The organism is Thermosynechococcus sp. Uc (genome assembly GCF_029335995.1).
In the GTDB taxonomy this organism is placed as follows: Bacteria; Cyanobacteriota; Cyanobacteriia; order Thermosynechococcales; family Thermosynechococcaceae; genus Thermosynechococcus.
On record NZ_JARJMS020000056.1, the window covers coordinates 1 to 21,246 of the forward strand.

22 protein-coding genes, 2 pseudogenes and 1 riboswitch are annotated in these 21,246 nt (G+C 52.2%); of the genes and pseudogenes, 10 read left to right on the forward strand and 14 right to left on the reverse strand.

Annotated features, from left to right (window positions below; translation table 11 throughout):
* The 8 genes and pseudogenes from P3X23_RS11970 to P3X23_RS06370 form a co-directional block, all read right to left on the reverse strand.
* Nucleotides 1-129, reverse strand: a pseudogene (locus tag P3X23_RS11970) (branched-chain amino acid ABC transporter permease); the annotation flags it as partial.
* Between the two features lie 82 nt (nt 130-211).
* Nucleotides 212-349, reverse strand: coding sequence for a hypothetical protein (locus P3X23_RS06340; RefSeq protein ID WP_300874334.1), 138 nt, complete (start codon nt 347-349; stop codon nt 212-214).
* Complete coding sequence (gene gcvH, locus P3X23_RS06345) at nt 350-733, reverse strand: glycine cleavage system protein GcvH (protein WP_300874337.1); 384 nt, start codon at nt 731-733, stop codon at nt 350-352.
* Nucleotides 734-761: 28 nt separating this feature from the next.
* A complete protein-coding gene (locus P3X23_RS06350) occupies nt 762-959 on the reverse strand; it encodes a hypothetical protein (protein ID WP_300874340.1) in 198 nt (65 codons plus the stop codon).
* 22 nt (nt 960-981) lie between these two features.
* Nucleotides 982-1,548, reverse strand: a complete 567-nt coding sequence (gene def / locus P3X23_RS06355) for a peptide deformylase (protein WP_300874343.1) — start codon at nt 1,546-1,548, stop codon at nt 982-984.
* A 73-nt stretch (nt 1,549-1,621) separates the two neighbouring features.
* A complete protein-coding gene (locus P3X23_RS06360) occupies nt 1,622-1,963 on the reverse strand; it encodes a LapA family protein (protein WP_300874346.1) in 342 nt (113 codons plus the stop codon).
* A gap of 95 nt (nt 1,964-2,058) precedes the next feature.
* Nucleotides 2,059-2,424: a hypothetical protein gene (locus tag P3X23_RS06365; protein WP_300874348.1), complete on the reverse strand. Its 366-nt coding sequence runs from the start codon at nt 2,422-2,424 to the stop codon at nt 2,059-2,061.
* Nucleotides 2,425-3,130: 706 nt separating this feature from the next.
* Nucleotides 3,131-3,373, reverse strand: a pseudogene (locus P3X23_RS06370) (hypothetical protein); the annotation flags it as partial.
* 97 nt (nt 3,374-3,470) lie between these two features.
* Between P3X23_RS06370 and trpE the strand changes: the two are divergent.
* From trpE to P3X23_RS06385, 3 genes are all read left to right on the forward strand, one after another.
* Complete coding sequence (gene trpE / locus P3X23_RS06375; RefSeq protein ID WP_300874350.1) at nt 3,471-4,991, forward strand: anthranilate synthase component I; 1,521 nt, start codon at nt 3,471-3,473, stop codon at nt 4,989-4,991.
* 166 nt (nt 4,992-5,157) lie between these two features.
* A complete protein-coding gene (locus P3X23_RS06380) occupies nt 5,158-5,775 on the forward strand; it encodes a Crp/Fnr family transcriptional regulator (RefSeq protein WP_300874352.1) in 618 nt (205 codons plus the stop codon).
* 120 nt (nt 5,776-5,895) lie between these two features.
* Nucleotides 5,896-5,980, forward strand: a riboswitch (Glutamine riboswitch).
* Nucleotides 5,981-6,025: 45 nt separating this feature from the next.
* The gene (locus tag P3X23_RS06385; protein ID WP_300874355.1) at nt 6,026-6,478 is read left to right on the forward strand and encodes a DUF4278 domain-containing protein; all 453 of its coding nucleotides are present in this window, start codon (nt 6,026-6,028) and stop codon (nt 6,476-6,478) included.
* 40 nt (nt 6,479-6,518) lie between these two features.
* Here the strand turns inward: P3X23_RS06385 and P3X23_RS06390 are convergent, their stop codons facing one another.
* Entirely contained in the window at nt 6,519-7,124 is a 606-nt protein-coding gene (locus P3X23_RS06390; protein ID WP_300874357.1) for a hypothetical protein, read from the reverse strand.
* Between the two features lie 576 nt (nt 7,125-7,700).
* On the opposite strand from P3X23_RS06390, the gene P3X23_RS06395 reads away from it, so the two are divergent.
* Both P3X23_RS06395 and lnt read left to right on the forward strand, forming a co-directional pair.
* The gene (locus P3X23_RS06395) at nt 7,701-8,900 is read left to right on the forward strand and encodes a DNA double-strand break repair nuclease NurA (protein ID WP_300874359.1); all 1,200 of its coding nucleotides are present in this window, start codon (nt 7,701-7,703) and stop codon (nt 8,898-8,900) included.
* Between the two features lie 40 nt (nt 8,901-8,940).
* Nucleotides 8,941-10,404, forward strand: a complete 1,464-nt coding sequence (gene lnt, locus P3X23_RS06400; protein ID WP_300874361.1) for an apolipoprotein N-acyltransferase — start codon at nt 8,941-8,943, stop codon at nt 10,402-10,404.
* Here the strand turns inward: lnt and P3X23_RS06405 are convergent.
* Nucleotides 10,334-11,161, reverse strand: a complete 828-nt coding sequence (locus P3X23_RS06405; protein ID WP_300874364.1) for a DUF3598 family protein — start codon at nt 11,159-11,161, stop codon at nt 10,334-10,336. The two genes, lnt and P3X23_RS06405, sit on opposite strands and share 71 nt — an antisense overlap.
* Before the next feature lie 164 nt (nt 11,162-11,325).
* Here P3X23_RS06405 and P3X23_RS06410 point away from each other — a divergent pair, with 164 nt between their 5' ends.
* Genes P3X23_RS06410 through P3X23_RS06420 form a run of 3 tightly spaced genes read left to right on the forward strand, consistent with a single transcriptional unit; the run spans nt 11,326 to nt 14,755 of the window.
* Nucleotides 11,326-12,192, forward strand: coding sequence for a response regulator (locus tag P3X23_RS06410; protein ID WP_300874367.1), 867 nt, complete (start codon nt 11,326-11,328; stop codon nt 12,190-12,192).
* The gene (locus P3X23_RS06415; protein ID WP_300874369.1) at nt 12,189-13,436 is read left to right on the forward strand and encodes an FAD-binding oxidoreductase; all 1,248 of its coding nucleotides are present in this window, start codon (nt 12,189-12,191) and stop codon (nt 13,434-13,436) included. Before P3X23_RS06410 ends, P3X23_RS06415 begins: the two co-directional genes overlap by 4 nt.
* Before the next feature lie 20 nt (nt 13,437-13,456).
* On the forward strand, nt 13,457-14,755 hold the full coding sequence (locus P3X23_RS06420; protein WP_300874372.1) for a heterodisulfide reductase-related iron-sulfur binding cluster: 1,299 nt from the start codon (nt 13,457-13,459) through the stop codon (nt 14,753-14,755).
* Here P3X23_RS06420 and P3X23_RS06425 read toward each other — a convergent pair.
* The 3 genes from P3X23_RS06425 to P3X23_RS06435 are packed head-to-tail and all read right to left on the reverse strand — an operon-like array spanning nt 14,752 to nt 17,335.
* The gene (locus tag P3X23_RS06425) at nt 14,752-15,183 is read right to left on the reverse strand and encodes a hypothetical protein (protein WP_300874375.1); all 432 of its coding nucleotides are present in this window, start codon (nt 15,181-15,183) and stop codon (nt 14,752-14,754) included. The genes P3X23_RS06420 and P3X23_RS06425 overlap by 4 nt on opposite strands.
* A gap of 27 nt (nt 15,184-15,210) precedes the next feature.
* Entirely contained in the window at nt 15,211-15,582 is a 372-nt protein-coding gene (locus P3X23_RS06430; RefSeq protein WP_300874377.1) for a hypothetical protein, read from the reverse strand.
* A 55-nt stretch (nt 15,583-15,637) separates the two neighbouring features.
* Nucleotides 15,638-17,335, reverse strand: coding sequence for an AarF/ABC1/UbiB kinase family protein (locus tag P3X23_RS06435; protein ID WP_300874380.1), 1,698 nt, complete (start codon nt 17,333-17,335; stop codon nt 15,638-15,640).
* 356 nt (nt 17,336-17,691) lie between these two features.
* On the opposite strand from P3X23_RS06435, the gene P3X23_RS06440 reads away from it, so the two are divergent.
* A complete protein-coding gene (locus P3X23_RS06440) occupies nt 17,692-19,635 on the forward strand; it encodes a DICT sensory domain-containing protein (RefSeq protein WP_300874383.1) in 1,944 nt (647 codons plus the stop codon).
* Nucleotides 19,636-19,663: 28 nt separating this feature from the next.
* Nucleotides 19,664-20,389, forward strand: coding sequence for a ScpA family protein (locus P3X23_RS06445; RefSeq protein ID WP_300874386.1), 726 nt, complete (start codon nt 19,664-19,666; stop codon nt 20,387-20,389).
* Here the strand turns inward: P3X23_RS06445 and P3X23_RS06450 are convergent.
* A complete protein-coding gene (locus P3X23_RS06450) occupies nt 20,386-21,237 on the reverse strand; it encodes an inositol monophosphatase family protein (protein WP_300874388.1) in 852 nt (283 codons plus the stop codon). The genes P3X23_RS06445 and P3X23_RS06450 overlap by 4 nt on opposite strands.
* Between the last annotated feature and the right edge of the window lie 9 nt (nt 21,238-21,246).

The following is a 21,246-nucleotide window of genomic DNA, read 5'->3' on the forward strand; positions in this document are numbered from 1 at the left end:
AAAAAATGTCACTTGAATCAGGCGATCGCCATCAACACCCAGTAATGTGGCGGCGGCGGGATTTTCGGCTACAGCTTGCAATCCTTTCCCCATACGCGTCCCTTTGACCCAATAGGTCAGGGCAATCATCAAGACCACAGCGACTAAAGATAATGAACTGGCTGGTGCGCAGGGCAATATCTCCCCGTCTTAAGGTGAGGGGCAGTCCACCCTAGAGTTGATCGGGGTAGGTATAGACTTCGGTTCGCACCAAATACTGAATCAAGTGAGTGAGGAAAATAGCAGCTCCCAGACTGGCCACCACCGTCAAGAGGGTATCCGCAAGGCCTTGCAAGGCGTTCGTTGCCACCTAAGCTCCTTCCACAAGGGCACGATAATCCGCTGCTGAGAGAAGTCCTGTCGGCGGGGTACTGACTTGCACCTTCACCAACCACCCCTCGCCGTAGGGATCGGCAGCAATTTGCTCTGGGTTGTCAATGACCGCCTGATTGACGGCAACCACAGTTCCCGTTAAGGGGGCATAGAGATCTTCAACGGCCTTGACGGATTCAATGCTGCCAAAGCGTTCACCGGTTTCTAGAGTATCGCCAACGGCGGGCAACTCGACAAAGACAATGTCTCCCAGTTGATCGACAGCAAAGGCACTGATGCCGAGGGTGGCCGTATCGCCCTCAAGGCGCAGGTACTCATGGCTGTCGAGATATTGGAGATCGTCAGGGTAGGTGAGTGTCATAGCAAGTTCTACGCACTAGCATTTTAATTTAAGGGCGATCGCTGGCACGACCAAGGCGCACAGCCATTATAAAGGCTGCTAAACCAAGGGGCACACTGAGGAGCAAAATCACAGTGGTCGGTACAGTACCCAACTGAGCCTCCCCAGAACTCAGTTCAAAAAGGCTCCCCACCGTGGCGATCGCTGCCACACAGGCACCCAATAGGTATAGATAACTCTTGGCCACAGACAATGACCCTCCAGGTTCCTTAGGCAGCAATGGGACGTACAGCACTGGCGGTAAACCCATGCTCACTGAGTTCATGGCGTAGCAATGCTTGGTTTTCCACGCGATCGACAAACATCACTCCCGTCAGGTGATCAATTTCGTGCTGGATTGCCCGAGCAAGCAGCCCTCCCGCCAGGATCAGTTGGGGACGCCCCCACTCATCTTTGTAGGCCACCTCCACCATAGCTGGACGCCGCACCTCTAGGTAAACCCCCGGAATACTCAGGCACCCCTCTTGGCACACCTCAAGGTCTTCACTGAAGTCCTTGATGACGGGGTTAATCATCACCAACGGCTCTGCTTCAGGGTCATCGGGATGAATGTCAATGACGAGAATTTGCTTGTTGATGCCGACTTGTGGTGCCGCCAAGCCAATACCATCGGCACTGTACATGGTTTGCAGCATTTTCCGCGCAATATCGCGAATACTTTCATCAACCTTAGAAACCCGTTTGGCGGGCTGACGCAGTACGCGATCGCCCAAGTAGTGCAATTGTAGGGGCGGATTTTTTAACTTTTTCTTTTCAACAGCCAGAGATGCAGCCATAGGACACGCCCAATTAACACAAAATAACAAAAGTTAATCACTTTCTAGCCTAACGAATTTTCAAGGCCTTAGACTACTTTTCTGTCGAGGCACTGCTGACACTCGGCAGAAGGCGTTGTTGTTCTTCAAGGGCGGCTTTGTAGCGTTCCACATCCTCCTCAAGGTGGGCAATTTGCTCATCGCGGGCTTCCATTTCCATCCGAATTGTAAAGATGCGCTGCACCTGTACCCAGACGTTGAAGACCCAAGCAAAGACAGCCCCAATGCCCATGGCCACAATGAGTTCAATGCACAATGGGGCTTGAATCACCTTTCCTTCAAAGAACTTAATACTAACGGGATCTGTATTTTGAATACTAAAGAGAACCAAGCCCAAGCCAATGACAAATATCATTACAAAGTTAAGTTGTCGCATAGGGCATCCTGTAACAAATTTGGTCATAGATGGGGATTGTTGCATCGGGCATTTTGCCAGCGACCAGCAATCTTGGGCTAATCATACCATTGTGGCTAGTCCTCAATCACCGCGTGACTGACTTCTACTGCTTGGACATCAATGGTGCCAGGAGGAGCCAATCGTTGAAACTGGCGATCGCGCACCCTCAAAACTTCGCCACAGGCGGGACATTGGGTTTGAGTATTATTCAAACTGCTAAATTCAAAACCACACACTGGACAGGCCGCCGTCACCAGCTTCCAGCGAACCCAAAGTTGCAACCCCACAAAAAGGAGCACAGGGGTCAACATTAAGATTAAAAACAGCACCAAAAAGGATTGTACTAACCAGCCTAGCCCCAGTAGCCCCAGCAACCAAGTGACCAGCAACACACTGAACCAAAAACGTAGGGTAGAGTTTAGGGTAAGTTTCAGGGACATGGGCCTCCCTCCAAGGGCATTGCCGCTATTCTAGCGTAGTTGCGGGTGTATCTGAAAAAAACAAGCGCACCATTGAGCTATGGCAATGCCCAGAAGTATTGAATCCTGTAATAAAACTTAACACTCTCAGCCTGCGTCGAGCGAATGCGAGAGGCCACACGTAGCCCTAGGTGCCAATCAAAGCTCCAATGCACTATTGAACATCGCCGACTGAGTTCTAATTGCCAATATCTCAACTTGTCTAACCGTTTCTTCCCAAAGTATTCCGGTATGTTCACTGGCTCTAGAATTAAATACGCAATCAAGACCATGTATATTTAGTTGACGATCCCAGTCCAACTCTTCGTCAGCAACCGCTCCAACGATAAGTGCATTCTTAATTGCTCATCATTGTCGATACAGTTCAGCTACTTCCTCATCCGTCAGACTCCAAAGATTTGTCGCTATCTAAAACTCTGTCTTGCTATCAACATCACAAACTCGCAAAGCCTCTATCCATTATCGCTACCGCATTCTCAGGGGTCGTTTCTATCACTTCCCCTGGAAAGCTCAGGTCATGCCTGACGGCTGACTCGTCAAGTTCTCTATAATACTGAACCCATTCAGTAGTTTAGAATCGATGGGAAAAATCACTCCTATGCTTCCGTTTTACTTTTGAAATTAAGTCTTTGTCAATTTTGGCAAAGCACTCTGTCGTTCATGTTTTGTTAGCTTTGGAAAAGGTGGACATGTCCACCTGTATTCCTGACCAATTCAGGTGATAAAACAAAGCTCTCATGCTGTTCAAGCTGTGGTCTAGAACATAGGTCAGCCAGATTTTGAACAGCAGTTGTAAGTTCAACACAGGAGAGTCGTAAGGGCTGAGGTGTTTGAGGATAGACTTGACAATCTTGCCAAAGGATGCAACAGTAAAATTTTCCTTTTTCTTCTTTTTAAGGGAAGAATACACCACTTCATTCCCTTTTTTCTAGTCTCTCAATCTATCGTTCAACACTTCTGTAGCGGTAGTTCACAGGGACAATAAAAAGGTTTTCACTGACGCAACCATGTACCCCGATTTTTCGACCTTTTGTCAGCTCGCCAAGGAGGGGAATTTCATCCCTATCTATCAGGAGTGGGTGGCGGATATGGATACGCCCGTGTCGGCTTGGTATCGGGTCTGTCGCGATCGCCCCTACAACTTTTTGCTGGAGTCCGTTGAGGGGGGCGAACAACTAGCTCGCTATAGCCTCCTCAGTTGTGATCCGTTGTGGGTACTAGAAACACGAGGCAACCAAACGACCCAAACCCATCGCAACGGCGCTGTAACCACATTTACTGGCAACCCCTTCACGATTTTGGCCAGTTGTCTTGCACCCTATCAACCCGTGAAGCTACCCCAACTGCCGGGGGGCATTGGCGGGCTTTTTGGTTTTTGGGGCTATGAACTCATTCAGTGGATTGAGCCACGGGTTCCCATTCATTCCCCTACCGCAAGAGACTTGCCCGATGGCGTATGGATGCAGGTGGATCAAATTCTTATCTTTGACCAAGTGAAGCGGAAAATTTGGGCAGTGGTCTATGCCGATATCCGCAACACCGATTTGAAAACGGCCTATACCCACGCAGGCGATCGCCTAGAGCGGCTTTTGAGTAAACTCCAAACCCGTATTCCCGCCGAGGCGACCCAACTCCACTGGCAGCCCAGTCGTCAGACCCCCAGTTACACCAGCAACATTACTCCTGAAGCCTTCCGTGCCAACGTGGAGCGTGCCAAGGACTACATCCGCGCCGGCGACATTTTCCAAGTCGTTCTCTCCCAACGCCTCAGTGCCACCTATAGCGGCGATCCCTTTGCCCTTTATCGCTCCTTGCGCCTGATTAACCCTTCCCCCTACATGGCCTACTTTCAATTTGGCACATGGCAACTCATTGGCTCCAGCCCAGAAATAATGGTCAAGGCGGAGCACCACCCTGAAAAAACCGGGTCTTTTCTTGCCACTGTGCGTCCCATTGCCGGCACTCGCAAGCGGGGGCACACCCACGCCGAAGATCAGCAACTTGCCGCAGAACTCCTCGCTGACAGCAAAGAAGTGGCTGAACATGTCATGCTGGTTGATTTGGGGCGTAATGATTTGGGGCGCGTGTGTTGTCAAGGGAGTGTCAGCGTTGAAGAATTTATGGTGATTGAGCGCTACTCCCATGTCATGCACATTGTCAGCAATGTGGTGGGAGAGCTACTACCCAACAAAACGGCATGGGACTTACTTCAAGCCTGTTTCCCCGCTGGGACAGTGAGTGGTGCCCCCAAAATCCGGGCGATGGAGATTATTCATGAATTGGAGGGCTGCCGCCGTGGCCCCTACTCGGGTGCCTATGGTTACTATGACTTTGAAGGTCAGCTCAACACGGCCATTGCCATTCGCACAATGGTGGTGCAACCCCTTACTGAGGACGAACATCTCATTCACGTGCAAGCGGGTGCTGGCATTGTGGCTGACTCCGATCCCCAACGGGAATATGAAGAAACCCTGAATAAAGCACGGGGGCTGCTGGAGGCAATTTCTGCTTTGGCAATCAAACTTTAACCCTATCTTGAGCTAAGGATTATCTCATCTTTACGTTTGCCCCTTAACCTAATAGGCAGTTTTGACTAACGTTACCCAGAACACAGGCACTGGGAATGTTGGAAAAACAACCAATCTCTTGGGGTTGCACCTAGGTGTTGGTTCCTTTGCTTGAGGTTCTGCTGCCATGGCAAACGTTTCCACTGCTGCGATCATTCCCCCTGTGGAGGAACGCTGGCGTTCCTCTGCTCGGGTTCACCTCTTTAGCGTAGGTGAGAGCATCTGGATGGAGCCGGAGCGAATTTGGTTGGTCAGCCGTGGCGTTGTGCTGTTAAATCTGCTTCATCCTGAGGGCGAGGAAGTGGTGGTTGGGCTGGCTACACCGGGAACCGCCTTTGGTTTACCCTTGACCCGTCTAACCGCTTACCAGGCCAAAGCACTGTCCAAAGTGGAGCTGATGCTCTTTACCCTAATGGAAGTGGAATCCTCTCCCAACTTGACCCAAAGTCTTGTACGCGGTCTTGCCCGTCGCCTGTCTCAAGCAGAAGGTCTCCTCGGAATTACCAGCCATCGTCGGATTGAGGATCGATTGCGCCATTTACTTTTGCTGTTGAAGCAAGAAATTGGTCAACCCCATCCCTTGGGTACGCGCTACAGTGTTCGCCTTACCCATCAGCAACTGGCAACAGCCATTGGGACAAGTCGGGTAACGATGACTCGCCTTCTAGGCAAGCTCAAAGAGGAGCAGTGGCTTACCTACGATCGCGATCGCCACATCATTCTTATCAACGCTGCTGAGACTTGAGTACATTTCCATCCCACCCTATTTAGGCTCCCCTCGAAATAGGGGAGGTTTTTTGAGTGTAAATTTTTGTAACCACTTGCATTCATAGTAGCAAAACTGTTAATTTAGATACAGAAATAAATCGTTCATCTTCGCTAAGAAGCGCCCAAAAATTTGGGACAGAAGCGAAGACGGAAGTAGGGCAGTTGTCCCGAAGGAACGCGCCTCAGTTGACAAAAACCACTTACGCAAACAATTTGGGGCGATGACGATGACAACCACACTGACCTATCGCGGCGTTCAATACGATTACGTTCCTCCGGCGGTACGCACCGAAGCAACCGATGTTGTTGCAAAATATCGGGGTTGGAATTACCACTGCACCCATGCAGTGAATCCCCCAGCTCAGCCCGTGCGGGATTTAATCTATCGTGGCGTTGCCTACCGTACAAACCCCGCAGCAGTTGTGAATACGATGTCAACTCCCAATGGCCACACAGCTACTGAAGTGAACATGCCAGCCCTTGATCTCAATCAACTTTCACGAGTGATTCTCACCCATCACCACCAAGTGATCAAAAACCGCGAACAGTCCCTCCTGACACGGATGATTGCCCAAATGGGATTACCTGTAGCTGCAGGTCATTACTGGAACCAAATTCAGGGCAAAATTAAGCCCCAGTTGTGGACCAGCTATGACCGCAGTCCTGCCACAATGAGTTAACGTACAGACAGGCGTGTCCTCTTTCAATAAGGATTGAAAATTAGCCTCGCATGGGGTGACCTCTCATGCGAGTTTTTACTGGATTCTGCTGTGGTGTTTTTGTCGGAGTTAACCACTGGTTCTCATCAAAGTGAAGGTCGAATTCCGCTAAATCCTCTGGATCAATCAAATCCTGCTTCAGTTGCTTGTGAACTAGTTTGAACGAATGGAACTGGGAAGACCCCCTTGATTCCCTCGGATTTTCCCGCAGCGCCTTTTCGATGCGGCTGCTTTCTTGGAGGGCATCGGGGTTTACATATTGCAGGAAAAAGTTTACTGTTTCCTGTTTTACCCAGCCATTGAGGACAGCTAAAGCGCCAAAACGATAGCTGGTCTGCCACTGTTCTTTGAGAATTTGCTGAATTTGTTCCTCGGTCAATAAGCTGGCCTTTTTGAGGTAAAAACCAAGCGGACGTTTTTCTTTATCTTGGATCAGTTTAGGCCATTCTTCAACAAAAAAATCAACAGTTTTCTGGGAGAGCCAACCGTGGAGGACAAGAATTTCCCCGAGGCGCAGGTGACCATAAATGTTTTTCTCCATCAAGGCCACTTGCAGCTGACTAGGGTTGATTAAGGCTGCTTTCAGCAGTAATTCACCAATTTTCATATCTCCCTTCCTGTTAGAAAATGGTTGAACTTTCAATCATAAAGGGACATTAATTGATGAATTTTAATGCCTCATGTCCTCAGGAAAGGATACAGTAGCTTTCTAAAGTGTAGGTTATCTAAATCTTACTCTATGGAAGTTTTAAGCATGTTCAATTCTTGCAAAAAACTATAGTGAATCTATAGGGCTACCTTTGATCGTACCCCTAGCGACCACCAAACTTACTCGCAATTGCCAATTGTAATAAATCTTAGAATTCACTTAAATAAATGAACTACCCCATCGCATAGACCGATGGGAAATTAACACTTAGTTAATACTTGGTTCATACTTGGGTTGTGATTGAGCATCCACAGGCAACCACAGAATTGCTGCTGAAACTGAGGAGACTTGAGTTGTTGGGGCGATTGCTGAATCAGTCCTACTTGTCACTCCGAGGGGGAAAGGACAAGGCAGAAGAGAGATTCTCTGCTGGTACTGCAAAAATGCGTCAGCCAAACTGCTGACATTAAGCAATTATTGAGATGTTATTTAGGTCTAGTATTGGAATAAGGTTTTGGTAGAGATAAGAAAACAGTGCTGGATTTGGTCAAAGTTGCTGCCCAAATGGGTAGGGTGGGTCAGGCTATCCGTCAGGGGGCGATCGCTAGCCAACAGAGACAGACCCATGCCCTTGAGGTGCTCACAGCCATGGCCGATACTTTAGACACCTATTGCCAAGCAATTGAACAGTGGGGGGAGGCCTTTCCCTTTAGTGTGGCTGAACCCCTTGAACCCCCGACTGTTCGGTATCCTGTTTCCCCTGCCCCCAGCCAGCACACTATCTTTGCAGTTGATGGCTCGCAGATTGCCCCTAGTCACCATGAAATTGCCTATTGCTATTTAATTAATGTGGGACGAGTGGCGATCGCCTACGGCCAAGGACAGCGGCCACATTTAGACAGTGTGCCCCAACTGATTTATGACCCCAATGAATTGGGGCGATCGCGGAGCTGGGGACTCACCACTGAGGACTGGTTACGCTACCGCCGCACCCAAGCGGAAATTCTTGCCCTCGTGGAGTTGATTCAAACTTATCCCCCGACCACCCCTAGTTTGGCACTGTTGGATGGGTCACTCATTTTCTGGTTTTGGGAATCGCTGCCGCCCATGGGGCGCGAGGAACTGCTGACTCCCATTTTGGCTGCATGGGATCAATTGCGCGCTCAAAGAATCCCCCTTGTGGGCTATGTCAGCGCCTCCCGCAGCCATGAAACTGTGAATTTTCTGCGTTTGGGGGTTTGTCCCTACCCTGAACCCAACTGTCGTCTCCACTGTGGTCAGAGCAATCAACTCAGTCCGCAGATGGCGGGCGATCGCCTACCCTGTCAGGTCTTTGAGCCATTGCGGGATGTTCTCCTTTGGCAAGCTCACTTGCAGCCGCAACAGTACAGCCCCCTCTGGCGCAGCCACAGTCGTATTCTGGCGCACTACGGTGAACACCGCATCTACGTTGCCTATCTCCATGGGGGCTCTGAAGTGGTGCGCTTGGAAGTTCCCCAATGGGTAGCACAGGATGCAGAGCTATGGCAACAGGCGGTCGCGTTGACGGCAGCCCAGATTGCAAAAGGCCACGGCTATCCTGTGGCACTGGCAGAAGCCCACAATTTAGCCGTTGTGCGCAGCAGCGATCGCCAACGCTTTTTTGCTTTACTGGAGCGGGAACTCATTAAAGCAGGACACTGGCATGTGGCTCCTTCCCCCAAAGAGCAACGCAAACGCCAAAGTATTGCCTAGGTGGCTGCTGTTCGTTGGTTTCAGCCTCGCGGGCTGGGGAATGCAGTTGGCACTACCGCCAGTGAGTTGGTGGTTCTTCGCCTTTTTAGGAATTGTGCCCCTGTGGTGTCAGTGTCAAGTCTTATCTCCCTTGGGGGCAGCAATCGCAGGACTGTGCTGGGGACTGGGATTCTACGGCAGCAGCTTAGTTTGGGTGTGGGATCTGCATCCCCTGACATGGATTGGCATTGCCCCTGTGCCCAGTTGGTTAATTTCACGGGGAATCTGGCTTTTCTTGAGCATTTGGGGAGCAGTCCTCAGTGGTCTTTGGGCATTTTTGATGGCACGCTATGGCGTGCGGCGATCCGCACCTTGGCAACTTCTGTGGGGGGTGACGCTCTGGTGCGCCCTCGAAGCCCTCTGGAGCTATTCGCCCCTGTGGTGGATTAGCTTATCCTTAACCCAAAGTCCAACGGGACTGGTGCAACTGGGTCGGCTTGGCGGACCCACCACAATTACAGCCGTCGTCATAACCCTCAATGGCTTGGTCGCCCTTAGTCTGCAGCGGCAAGCAGGAGCAAGGGGCTGGCTTGCGATTACTCTTGCCGGAGCAATCGCCCTCAATGGGGTTTTAGGCGTCAGTGTCACAGCAGATCAAGGGGAACCTCTGCGGGTGGGTTTAATCCAAGGCAACATCCCCACACGGGAAAAGCTGACCCCAGAGGGAATCCGCCGTGCTTGGCAGAACTACCGCCGTGGCTATCGCCAACTTGTAACTTTGGGAGTGGATGCCGTTTTAACCCCTGAGGGGGCACTGCCAGTTCTCTGGCACCCCCGGCAAATGAATCCCCTCACCAGCGCAGTGCGGGAGGCAGGGGTGCCCCTGTGGTTGGGAACGTTTATGGAGACGGCGGGGGGACATCAGCAGGTGCTTTTAACGCTCGATAGCAACGGGGAGATTTACAGTCGCTATAGTAAAGTTCACCTTGTTCTGCTAGGGGAATACATTCCCGACTGGCTCTCAGGGGTGGTGCAGCGGTTGTCCACGTTGCGATCGCGCCTGTTGCCGGGGGATCCTGAGCAAGTGTTTGCCACCCCTTGGGGCAAGGCCGTTGTCCTGATTTGCTTTGAATCTGCCTTTTCCCACCGCAGTCGCTGGCAACTGGTTCACGGCGGACAGTTTATCCTCAGTCTTGCCAACAATGACCCCTACCGCCGCCAACTAATGAGCCAACACCATGGCCACGATGTATTGCGCGCTGTAGAGGGCGATCGCTGGCTGGTGCGCTCGACGAATACAGGTCTTTCTGCGGTGATTGCGCCTACGGGGGAAACCGTTTGGCTCTCAGATACCGATGAATTTGTGCTTCATGCAGCAACAATTTTCCGTCGCCAGACCCAAACCCTCTATACCCGCTATGGAGATTGGGTGCTCCCCCTCCTGCTGGGGATGCTTAGTGTATCTGTTCTTCGACAACGAGCGTTGCACTCACCCACTCACCGCGATCGCCATAGGTACGAATGAGGCGCTGCCGTTGCCCCTGCGCCCACAACCAGCCCACCTCAACAAAGAAGGGCTGACGAAAGGATACTTGCAGCGGTGTAAGGCTAGAGGTGCCATCGGGTAGCAACACAAGCTGCTTGGGGTGTTCCGTATCCTGAAAGAGAAGGCGCGAGCCGGCAATTGTGGCGGTTGTTTCCACCCTATGGTCGGGGGTTTGCAGCACTTGGTGGAGACAGTCCCCTTCGCGCCAGAGGGTAAGGCGGGTTGCAGTTTCCGTGGGCGATCGCCAGTCGGCATAGACGGTGTAGGCCGTACCGCGCCATTCGCCTAGGAGTTGATCCACAGTTAAGGGGGGACGTTCAATGGCATTACTGTGGGCACGAAACTCCCGAATCAGGGTCATGGATTGCAGGTGCTGATTTTTGTCAAAGAGTTGGACAAACCGCAGTCGGCGATCGCCCATCACAAATCCATACTCGGCACCAAACTCCGCAAAGGGTGCCACCTGCAACGACCCCTTAGAAAAGGCGCCCGTTGGAAAAAAGACATTTTGGCGACCAATAGTGGCATACTCCTGCACCGTTTCACTGGTGGGGGGTTGATCGAGGCCATTGCCAAAGCGTCGCAGTTCAAACCGCACCCGCTGACCGTCAGCAGTATCGGCAAGGATCAAAATTGACGGCACCGAGGTTCCCACTTCTCCTGTAGGGCTGATAGCCGTAAACGAGCCATGCCACTCTCCAAGGTTTTTGCGAAAGTTTTCCCAATTGGTTGTCATTGATTGTCGTTGCCGCTGTGGGTCACCACCATCCTACAGGGAAATGAGGTATTGGCGATCTAGCCCATTTTGCAGTGACTAGCGATGCCTACACTCAGAAAAAAATTTGATAGGATGGGGAATGTCAGGGCGCTGACAAACGATCGCCATTGGGAGACCCGTGCATGAGCACCGACCTCTTTGACTCAGGGGCTGGTCGCATTTTAATTGTCGATGATACCCCCGAAAATGTTGAAGTTTTAACCACGCTGCTGCAACTTGAAGGCTACGATGTGCGCTGTGCCATCAGTGGCCAAATGGCACTTATGGGCATTGAGGCCGAACCTCCAGATGTGATCCTGTTGGACATCATGATGCCCGATATGAATGGCTACGAGGTCTGTCAAACCCTCAAAGAAAATCCCAAGACCAAGGATATCCCAATTATTTTCATTAGTGCCCTCGATGATGTGTTTGACAAAGTCAAGGCCTTTGAGATGGGTGGCGCTGACTACATCACCAAACCTTTTCAACAGGCAGAAGTGCTCGCACGGGTAAAAAACCAGTTAACGATCGCCCTCCTGCAGCGGAAACTGCGGCAAAAGAATGCCCTGTTGCAAAAGCAAAACCAACAGTTGCAGGAAATTGCTGAAGAGCGGCGTGACTTGGTCTGCTCACTGCAAGCAGCTCAAGAGCAGTACCGGCAGATGTTTGACGAAGCCGTGGTTGGGATTTACCAAAGTTCCCCGGAGGGGGTTTACTTCAAAGTCAACAATGCCTTGGCGCGTATCTATGGTTACGCCGATGCTGAAGATTGGCTAGCAGATATTGAACACCACAACAAACGACCCTATGTTGACGACAGCTCTTGGGTAAAATTCCAACAGCAAATTCAATCCCACGGCGTTGTGCGCAACTTAGTCTCCAAAGTGTATCGTGCTGATCAAACCGTCACCACTATTTGTGAATGCGCCCGCCCTGTCAAAAGTGAGGATGGTCAACTTTTATACTACGAAGGGTTTGTCTTTGAACTGCCCACCCGCAATCCATGAAACAAACGTTGACCGCCCTGTTAGGGGATGCAGCGGTTCACTCCCTTGCGGAATTGGGCGATCGCGCCCCCCACTTGCGTCCCTATCTCCCTGAGCATGCCCTGCTGGTGACTCCCCCCACCCCTGCAGAGGGGGCAGCCGTGGTTGCCTGTGCCCAGCGCGAAGGCTGGCGGGTATTGCCCATTGGCGCAGGAACCAAACTCAACTGGCTGGGGAACACCCCCAAGGCAGATATTTTTCTGCGGACAACCGCATGGCACAAGCTCATAGATCATGCGGCAGCGGATATGACCGTTACTACCCAAGTGGGCATTCCTTTTCAACAACTCCAGCGGCGCCTAGCAGCAGCAGGGCAGTGGATTGCAGCAGACCCCCTCTTTCGGGAAACAGCTACCCTTGGCGGCTGCTTGGCAACCCAAAGCAATGGTACGTTGCGGCAGCGGTATGGGTCATGGCGCGATCAACTCTTGGGGGTCAAGTTCATTCGCAGTGATGGCCAAATCGTTAAAGCAGGGGGGCGCGTCGTCAAAAATGTAGCTGGCTATGACCTTATGAAGCTGCTCATTGGCAGCTACGGCACCCTAGGAATTCTAACGGAAGTGACTCTGCGGGTGTATCCGCTACCCGATGCAGTGCAAATTTGGCAGCTCCAGGGAGAGGTCACTGCCCTAGCGGGCGGACTGGCGGCAATTTTAGGCAGTTCCCTTGCCCCTGCTCGCTGTGTCCTACGCCTTGAAGCAACGGGAAGACTTTTACTGGAATTGGAGTTTCACACCCTGCGGGAAGTGCTTGTCCTGGGCACGTTGGGCGATCGCCTGCGTCGCATTGCCCAGATCTATGATTTGCAACTTGAACGCCAAAACCCCCTAGGCATTACCCTCAACCCCACTCCCGATCAAGTGATTCTCAAAATCGGCGTGCCTTTGCAGAAGATGTTGCCTGCCCTCACCCAGCTTCAGCAATTGGCAACCGAATTAGCCTGCGAGTGCCGAGGCGAAATGAGTGCAGGGGTCGGTTATGTCTATCTCCACGGCCAAGACAATCACCTCCGTCAACTTATTCTCAGGCTGCGCCAAGAGCTACCACGGGGCTATGTCACCGTCTTGGCGGCACCCCTGAGCCTGAAGCAGCAACTGGATCCTTGGGACTATCGCGGCAATGCCCTTGAATTGATGCGGAATCTTAAGCAACAATTGGATGCAACGGGTGTCTTTAGCACTGGCGTTTTTGTCGGCAACCTTTAGGCAGGTTTTAATACTCACGAATGACTGCAACTGATCCTGTGGCTCATCCGCCTGATCCCCAACTCATTGATGCCTGTGTCCACTGCGGGTTTTGCCTTTCTACTTGTCCTAGTTATCGAGTACTGGGCACTGAAATGGACTCCCCCCGTGGCCGTATTTACCTAATGGATGCCATCAATGAGGGGCGAGTCCAACTTGCGGAGGCGGTGCAACACTTTGATTCCTGCTTGGGTTGCTTGGCCTGTGTCACCACCTGTCCGTCGGGGGTTGAATACGATAAGTTGATTGCTGCTACCCGTGTCCAAGTACAGCGCCATTATCAGCGTCCTGTGGGCGATCGCCTCCTGCGCTGGTTTATTTTCCAAACACTGCCCTACCCCCAGCGGTTACGCGCCCTCCTCTGGCCGCTCTGGCTCTACCAAAAACTAGGCTTGGCCAACCTCGAAAAGCAACTGGGACTCCTCAAGCGCCTGCTCCCCAAATCTCTGGCAGCCATGTATCAAATGCTGCCCTCCCTTTCGCTAAAAACATTTCGGGATCGCTTTCCTGAAGTAGTGCCGGCCCAAGGAAAAAAACGCGGACGGGTGGGGGTCATTCTCGGCTGTGTGCAACGGCTCTTTTTGCCTGAAGTGAATGAAGCCACAATTGCCGTTTTAAGTGCCAATGGCTTTGAGGTAGTATTACCAACCCAACAGGGCTGCTGCGGTGCTCTCCCCCATCACCAAGGGGAGGAGGATCAGGCGCAAACCCTTGCTCGCCAAATGATAGATTGTTTTACTGCCGCAGATGTGGAGGCAGTTTTGATCAATGCCTCTGGCTGTGGTCATACCCTCAAGGAGTACCACCGTCTTTTGGCGGCTGATCATCGCGCCCATGACTTTAGGCAAAAGGTGGAGGATGTACAGGTCTTTTTGGCCAAACAGGGCTTGGTGACACCACTCCATCCTCTGAGCGATCGCCCCCTGCGCTTGGTCTATCAAGACGCCTGTCACATGCTCCACGGCCAAAAAATTCGCCTTGAACCGCGACAACTTCTGCGGCAAATTCCCCAAGTGCAACTGCACGAACCGCTCGATGCGGCACTGTGCTGTGGCAGTGCAGGGATTTACAACATTCTCCAGCCAGAAGTAGCAGCGGAATTGGGGCGCCAGAAGGTGCGCAACCTTCTCCATACTCGCCCCGATGTCATTGTCTCAGCCAATGTGGGCTGCACCCTGCAATTACGGCAATATCTCCGAGAGCAGAGTAGCCCAGTGCCCATTTACCACCCAATGCAACTATTAAACTTGGCCATTCGCGGTGAGCGGCTTCCGTCCTAGGCCATATCTGGGGGGGCACTGAGGATTGAGCGCACTTGCGCCAACAACCATTCCCGCCCCACTTCCCAGCCCCGCTCACCATCTGCCTCAAGGATCATCAGACTATCCACTGGCTCTGCGGCCAACAGTTGAAACAAAAGGGGAATAATTGGCATTGGCACTGGAATCACTTGTTCATCGCAGGCGCCCTCAGCCATGGCCCTGCTGCCGTAGGCGTGGATAACGTTTTTTTGCCGATGGGGAGGGTGCTGTTCCTCAAGAGTAATCACCTGCCACTGACCATCGCGGGTTTGTAGAATGTAGTAAACAGTTTGGCCGTAGCGCTGGGCTTCCTCGTAAAGAAGAGGGGCGATCGCCTGTACCGCCGCCCCAGTGGCAGGATCAGGGGCGTTGGCAACCAGTTCATCTAGCTGGGCGAGTAAATCCACAACGCCTCCTTGGGAGGTTATAAAGAACTATTCCTTGGCCTCAAGGGCATCAAGATCCAAGGCACGGGAGCCAGCCGTACTTAAAATAGTCAGCACTTTCCCCAGTTGATACCACACTAGAAGGGCAGTGGCAATCGTCAGCACAAAGGCAATCACCATACTCACGCCGGCGCTGAAACCGTAAGTCCACAATCCCGCCATCAGGAACAGCCAGATGCCCATGGAAATGCCCAAGTAGGGCAACTGAAGCTGGAAACCACGCAATTGACTTAAAACGCGAGTGGAGCGACTGCGGTTCCATTCTTGGACACTCTGCTGGAGGGTGGCTGTAAATGCTTTACCACTGGTCAACCCCATAAAAATACCGGCTAATAGCAAGACAATTGGTGGATCAAACACGGGATACCTAATCCTTCTTAAACACTCAGGGACCGTTGACAACCGTTTTCCAGCCTTAACTGGCCACCGCCAAAGAATTGCTTTCTTCTTCTTTACCTAGGGTGTGGGACACAGAGGCCTTGAGGGCTTCCCATGCCACATCAATCAAGAAGAGGGGTCGCAGATCGGACTTGATCAAATTCCAAAGGCGTTGCACCTCTTCGGTGTGGAGACGGTCATCTTCGGTTAACGCTAGCACAATTTGTCGTCGCAGGTACTGTCCCTCCTCCGAAAAGAGGTACTGCAAGCCTAGTGTTGCCGTTGGCGCTAGGTTAAAGTGCTGATCTTGGCGGGCAATTGTAATCAGATTTTCCAGTCGTTGCCACTGAAGACGCCCATCTTTGAAAAGGACATCCAACAACCGTCGCCGCAGTTGCGGCGATTCTCCTTGGAGCAGACGCCGTGCCACATAGGGATAGCTGACATCAACAATCCGGAAGTTGGGATTGAGGCACAGTGCAATGCCCTCTTGAGTGACAAGGGAGCGAATGATCAGGGCAAACTTGGCAGGAACACGGAAGGGGTAGGCATACATCAACTCAGAGAAGCGATCGGTGATGACCTTGAAGTTGAATTCGCGGACACTGGAGCCAATCACCTCCTCAAAAACTGACTCAAGGGCAGGGATAATCGGCGTCATATCTGTTTCCGGAGTGAGGAAGCCCAGTTTGACAAAGTCCGCTGCCAAAGCTTGATAGTCCTTATTCACCAAATGCACAACAGCATCTACAAGGGATTCCTTAGTACTCTCCTCCAGTTGATCCATCATGCCGAAGTCAATATAGGCCATCCGCCCATCTGGCATGGCAAAGAGGTTCCCCGGATGTGGATCCGCATGGAAAAAGCCAAATTCTAACAGTTGCCGCAGACCTGAAATGACGCCAATGCGAATTAGCTCATCGGGATTGACGCCCGCCGCCACCATGCAATCAGTACGGGTGAGCTTAATGCCGTGAATCCATTCCAAGGTTAGCACGTGCTCACTGGTGTACTCCCAGTAGATTTTCGGTACCTTGACCGTGGGATCATCGCGAAAGTTAGCGGCAAATTTCTCAGCATTGCGCCCTTCGTTGAGGTAGTCAATTTCCTCGTAGAGCTTACGGCCAAATTCATCAACAATGTCCCGCAGATCATAGCAGAGGTTAATGGGAAGCCAAGGTTTAACCCACTGCACCAAAAGGCGGATTAAAAATAGATCACGGGTAATCACGGGCAAGAGATTGGGGCGCTGTACCTTGACGGCCACCTCCTCGCCACTGTGCAGTTTAGCTCGATAGACTTGACCAAGACTGGCGGCGGCCACCGGTTGGGGTGAGAATTCGGCAAAAATATCTCCCAAGTTTAAGTGCAGATCTCGCTCAATGATGGCAATGGCAATATCATTGGCAAAGGGGGGCAGTTTGTCCTGAAGGAGCGTGAGTTCTTCGAGGTAGGCGGGGGCAATGAGATCGGGACGGGTGGAAAGGGCCTGACCCACTTTGATAAAGGTTGGGCCTAAACGAATTAGGAGTTTGCGCAGTTGCATTGCCCGCAGGGGACGCTGACTTTCCTGTTGACCTAGCCACTTGTCCCACTGCAACAGCAGCCAAAATGTTAAGAAAGATACTGAAATGTTCAAAAACCGCCAAATGACTTGCCAAGGGTGTCGCCAGTAGTAGCGGGCGATCGCCTCTGGATCGTAATGACGATAACCAGCACTTCGGACAGTGGACACAGGGGCAGTCACAGTTTGTTTCTCACCTTGTCTCTGACACCCAACTTACTACACCCCTCTCTTCTTGCCATGGGTGTTTCCACGGAGGGTTTGCGGGAACAACGTAAGCCATCCTTGCAATTATGAGGATTTTGTTGATCCCTGCCCCTAGAGAGGCCGATCTTTGGGGGATTGCTTAAATATAGTATAGAAAACTACATATAAGCCCTGCCAATCAACAAAATTTTTAACAAAAGTTTAAGAAATTAGGTAGCTGATTCACTCCAGTGCAGCCGATTGAGCTGAATTTCAATAGGTTCTGGGGTGCGGATTTGCCGATAATGGTACCTAGGGCATCTTTTTATTCACACCCTTCCATGGCCAACAGGATCATTGCCACATCTGTTCTTGAGGAGTTGTTGGCGCGATTGCCTCGCTTGCGATCGCAAGTGTACTTCAAGACCTCGTTGACGGCGCTCTCCCACGCAATGGAGGATCAGGTTTTGGCCAATGAGGATGCGCCGATCATTATTGCCTGTTTTCAGCGGGAACGCTTTTATCGCCAAGAAGCCCATCGTTATCAGCGCATTGCCACAAAGTCCCATCATGTTTATGTCTTGGCTGCCCCCGAAACCGAGTTTACGAACTGCTCTGGGGACTATGAAACGGTTGCCTTTGATCCTGCCGATGCCCTCAGCCAAGAGTGGCATTTGACCGTCTTGGGCAAAAATTACAGTACTTGCTTAGTCTGCCGCGAAATCCAGCGATCGCCCGCCAATCGCCTGGATGTGTTGCCGCCAATGGATGCGGCGCGTCGCTTTGAGGGTATTTGGACCTTTGATCGGCAGGTGGCAGCCACAACCGCTGAAATCCTCCTCAACCGTATCCGTGAGTACCGCCCTGAACTGAAGGAGAAACTCAAGGAAGGTCTGGCATGGGTTGAGACCTATCGCCAAGGGGAGGGGTGCAATAGTGATCCTGCCCCCTTTGCTGATCGCCTAGTGACCTATCTCCAAGCAGGCCAGTACAAGCAAATCAAGGCCTATCGCCAAATTGCCATTCAAGAGCGCAAGGAACGCCTCACCAATGCAATTACCACAGCAATTCGCAACTCCCTCAATCCTACGGAAATTCTCACTCGCGCGGTGGCAGAACTGGGGGAAGCCCTCAAGGGCGATCGCTGTTTGATTTATCGTTGCCGCAGTACCGATACGCGGGTGCGCATTGAGCATGAATACACTAGCGGTACCCTACTCCCCTTGCAGTACCAGTACTGGCCCGTGAGTGAGCACCCCTATACCCAGCAGGCACTGGCGCATCAACACGCTATTCAGGTGGATGATGTAGCGGCTGATCCCCACTATGAAGCGAGCCGTTTCAAGGCGCTAGATGCCGCCGGGGTCAAAGCGCTTCTACTAGCACCTGTCCTCTATCAAGGACGGCTTTTGGGCATTGTCGAACTGCATCGAGGCAAAGCGCTGCCGTGGCACGATATGGATGCGGAGTTAGTAGAAGCGATCGCCACCCAAGTAGGGGTTGCCCTAATTCAGGCGGAGGCCTACGCAGATTTAGAGGAACTCAATGCGCAACTGGAAGCTTTAGATCGCACCCGCAGCAATCTAATTGCAATTACAGGGCATGAACTGCGCACGCCCCTTTCAACGATTCAAGTCTGCCTCGAAAGCCTGGCCAGTGAACCTGATATGGATCCAGAACTGCGGCAGGTGATGTTGAGTACCGCTCTTGCCGATGCTGAACGCATGCGGAAACTGATTCAGGACTTCCTTACCCTCTCGCAGCTAGAAAGTGGCCGGGTACAGTGGCGACCGGAACCCCTGCCCCTCCAAGAACTGGTGGATCTGGCCCTCAGTAGTCTGCGCACCTCGAAGGATCAACTACCAACAATTCGCACGGTGTTACCTGAGGAACTGCCCCTGATCCGAGTAGATGGGGAGTGGTTGGTGGAGGTGCTCTCCAAGTTGCTGGATAATGCCTGTAAGTTTACTGGGCAGTCCGGTCAGGTCTCTATTGCTGCCAAGCCTCGTCCAGATGGTCTATTGGAAGTCACCATTGCTGACACGGGGCGTGGTATTGAGCCAGATCGCTTGGAAACGATTTTTGATCGCTTCTATCAGGAGGAAGGGGCACTGCGGCGCTCTGCGGGTGGTACGGGGTTGGGTTTAGCCATCTGTCGCCAAATTATTACCAATTTGGGTGGGCAAATTTGGGCTGAATCAGCGGGGCGCGATCGCGGCAGTGAATTCCACTTTACGATTCCCATTGCTGAGCCTTTTCTGGATAGGGGCTATCAAGCCCCCTAAGATAGACAACAAGCGTGGGCAACCAGCCATGAGCCAATCCTTTGCCGATACCACCATTGACATTTTGATTGACTTGGCCGAGCGGGGGGAAATTGACCCTTGGGATATTCAAGTGATTGATGTTTTTGATCGCTGTTTGGCAGAGTTGGCACGGCGGGGGGAACCTAATCTCAGTGAATCAGGGCAAGCCTTTTTATATGCTGCAATGCTGGTACTCCTGAAGAGCGATCGCCTAGTTGCAGTTGCTGAACCTACGTCAGCCGCAGAAGAATTCAGGGAGCCGTCAGAGAGTAGTGAAACCCAGTCCGGGATGGTCTTACCCTATGCCCTAGAGCAGCATTTGCATCGCCGCCCCGTGGCTCCCCCCCAACAACGGCGCCGCGTCACCCTTGAGGAGTTGATTGTCCACTTGAAAACTATGGCGGCTCAAAGCAATCGCGCCAAGGTACTGCAAGCTCATCAACCTCGCCGTCGTCGCCGTCCTATGACCCTCAAGGCAATTACCCAACTGGCTCACCAAGAAAACCTCACGGAGATAGCCGGCGAAGTGGAAAGTCTCCTCGGAGAAATCGCCCCCGAAGGCACATGGTTCAACTTCCAAGCCCTACTGCAACTCAAACCCGATCCCGTAGGTGTTTTTTGGGCACTGCTGTTCCTTGCCGCCCAGTCTAAGGTGGAGCTTCAGCAAGCAGACTTCTATCAAACCCTACAGGTGCGGACTTGTCTTGCTGAGGCAATGCCTCTAGAGGCCTAAGTGAGCTCTGGTAGAAACGAAAAGCCCAAGGGTTTCACCCGTAAAAGTGCTTCACTTAAAGCAGCATGGAGATACCCATTCGTCGCTAAAATACGCCCGGAGGTCAGGTGAAATGGAGACTGATCGTAGGCAGTCACCACACCCCCAGCTTCGCGGACAAGAACCACACCAGCCGCCAAGTCCCAAGGGGAAAGACCCCGTTCCCAATAGCCATCGAGGCGGCCACAGGCAATGTAAGCCAAGTCAATGGCGGCTGCGCCCCCCCGCCGCACCCCTTGGCTGAGATGGGTCAGGTAGCAAAATTCAGCGTAGTTGTTGTCCTCGGTTTCGCGGCGATCGTAGGCAAAACCAGTAACCAAAAGGCTGTGACTTAGTTCTGCGGTACTAGAAACGCGAATCGGCTGGCGATCGCGAGTAGCGCCAAGGCCAGTGGCGGCGCGAAAGAGTTCGCGGTGAAAGGGATCATAGACTACGCCAACATGGGGTTCCCCCTCGACTAGCAAAGCTACCGACACTGCACTAAAGGGGTATTGATGGGCGTAGTTCGTTGTCCCGTCTAACGGATCAATTGCCCAGAGAAAGGGGGTTTCTGGGAGTCCTGAAAAACCCGACTCTTCCGCCAGAATGGCATGGTCAGGGCAATGGCGACCAATGACATCGAGCACTGCTGCTTCCGACTGGCGATCGGCCACTGTGACGAGGTCACCGGAGCGTCCCTTCTCTTCAATCTCACTTAGTTTGCCCCAGTAGTGCTGCAGGACAGCGCCCCCCGCCAAGGCTGCCTCCGTGGCAATTTCTAGATAGCGCTGCCGTTCGCGCTCCGGCAGTGGACAATTCACAGCTGACATAAAGACTGA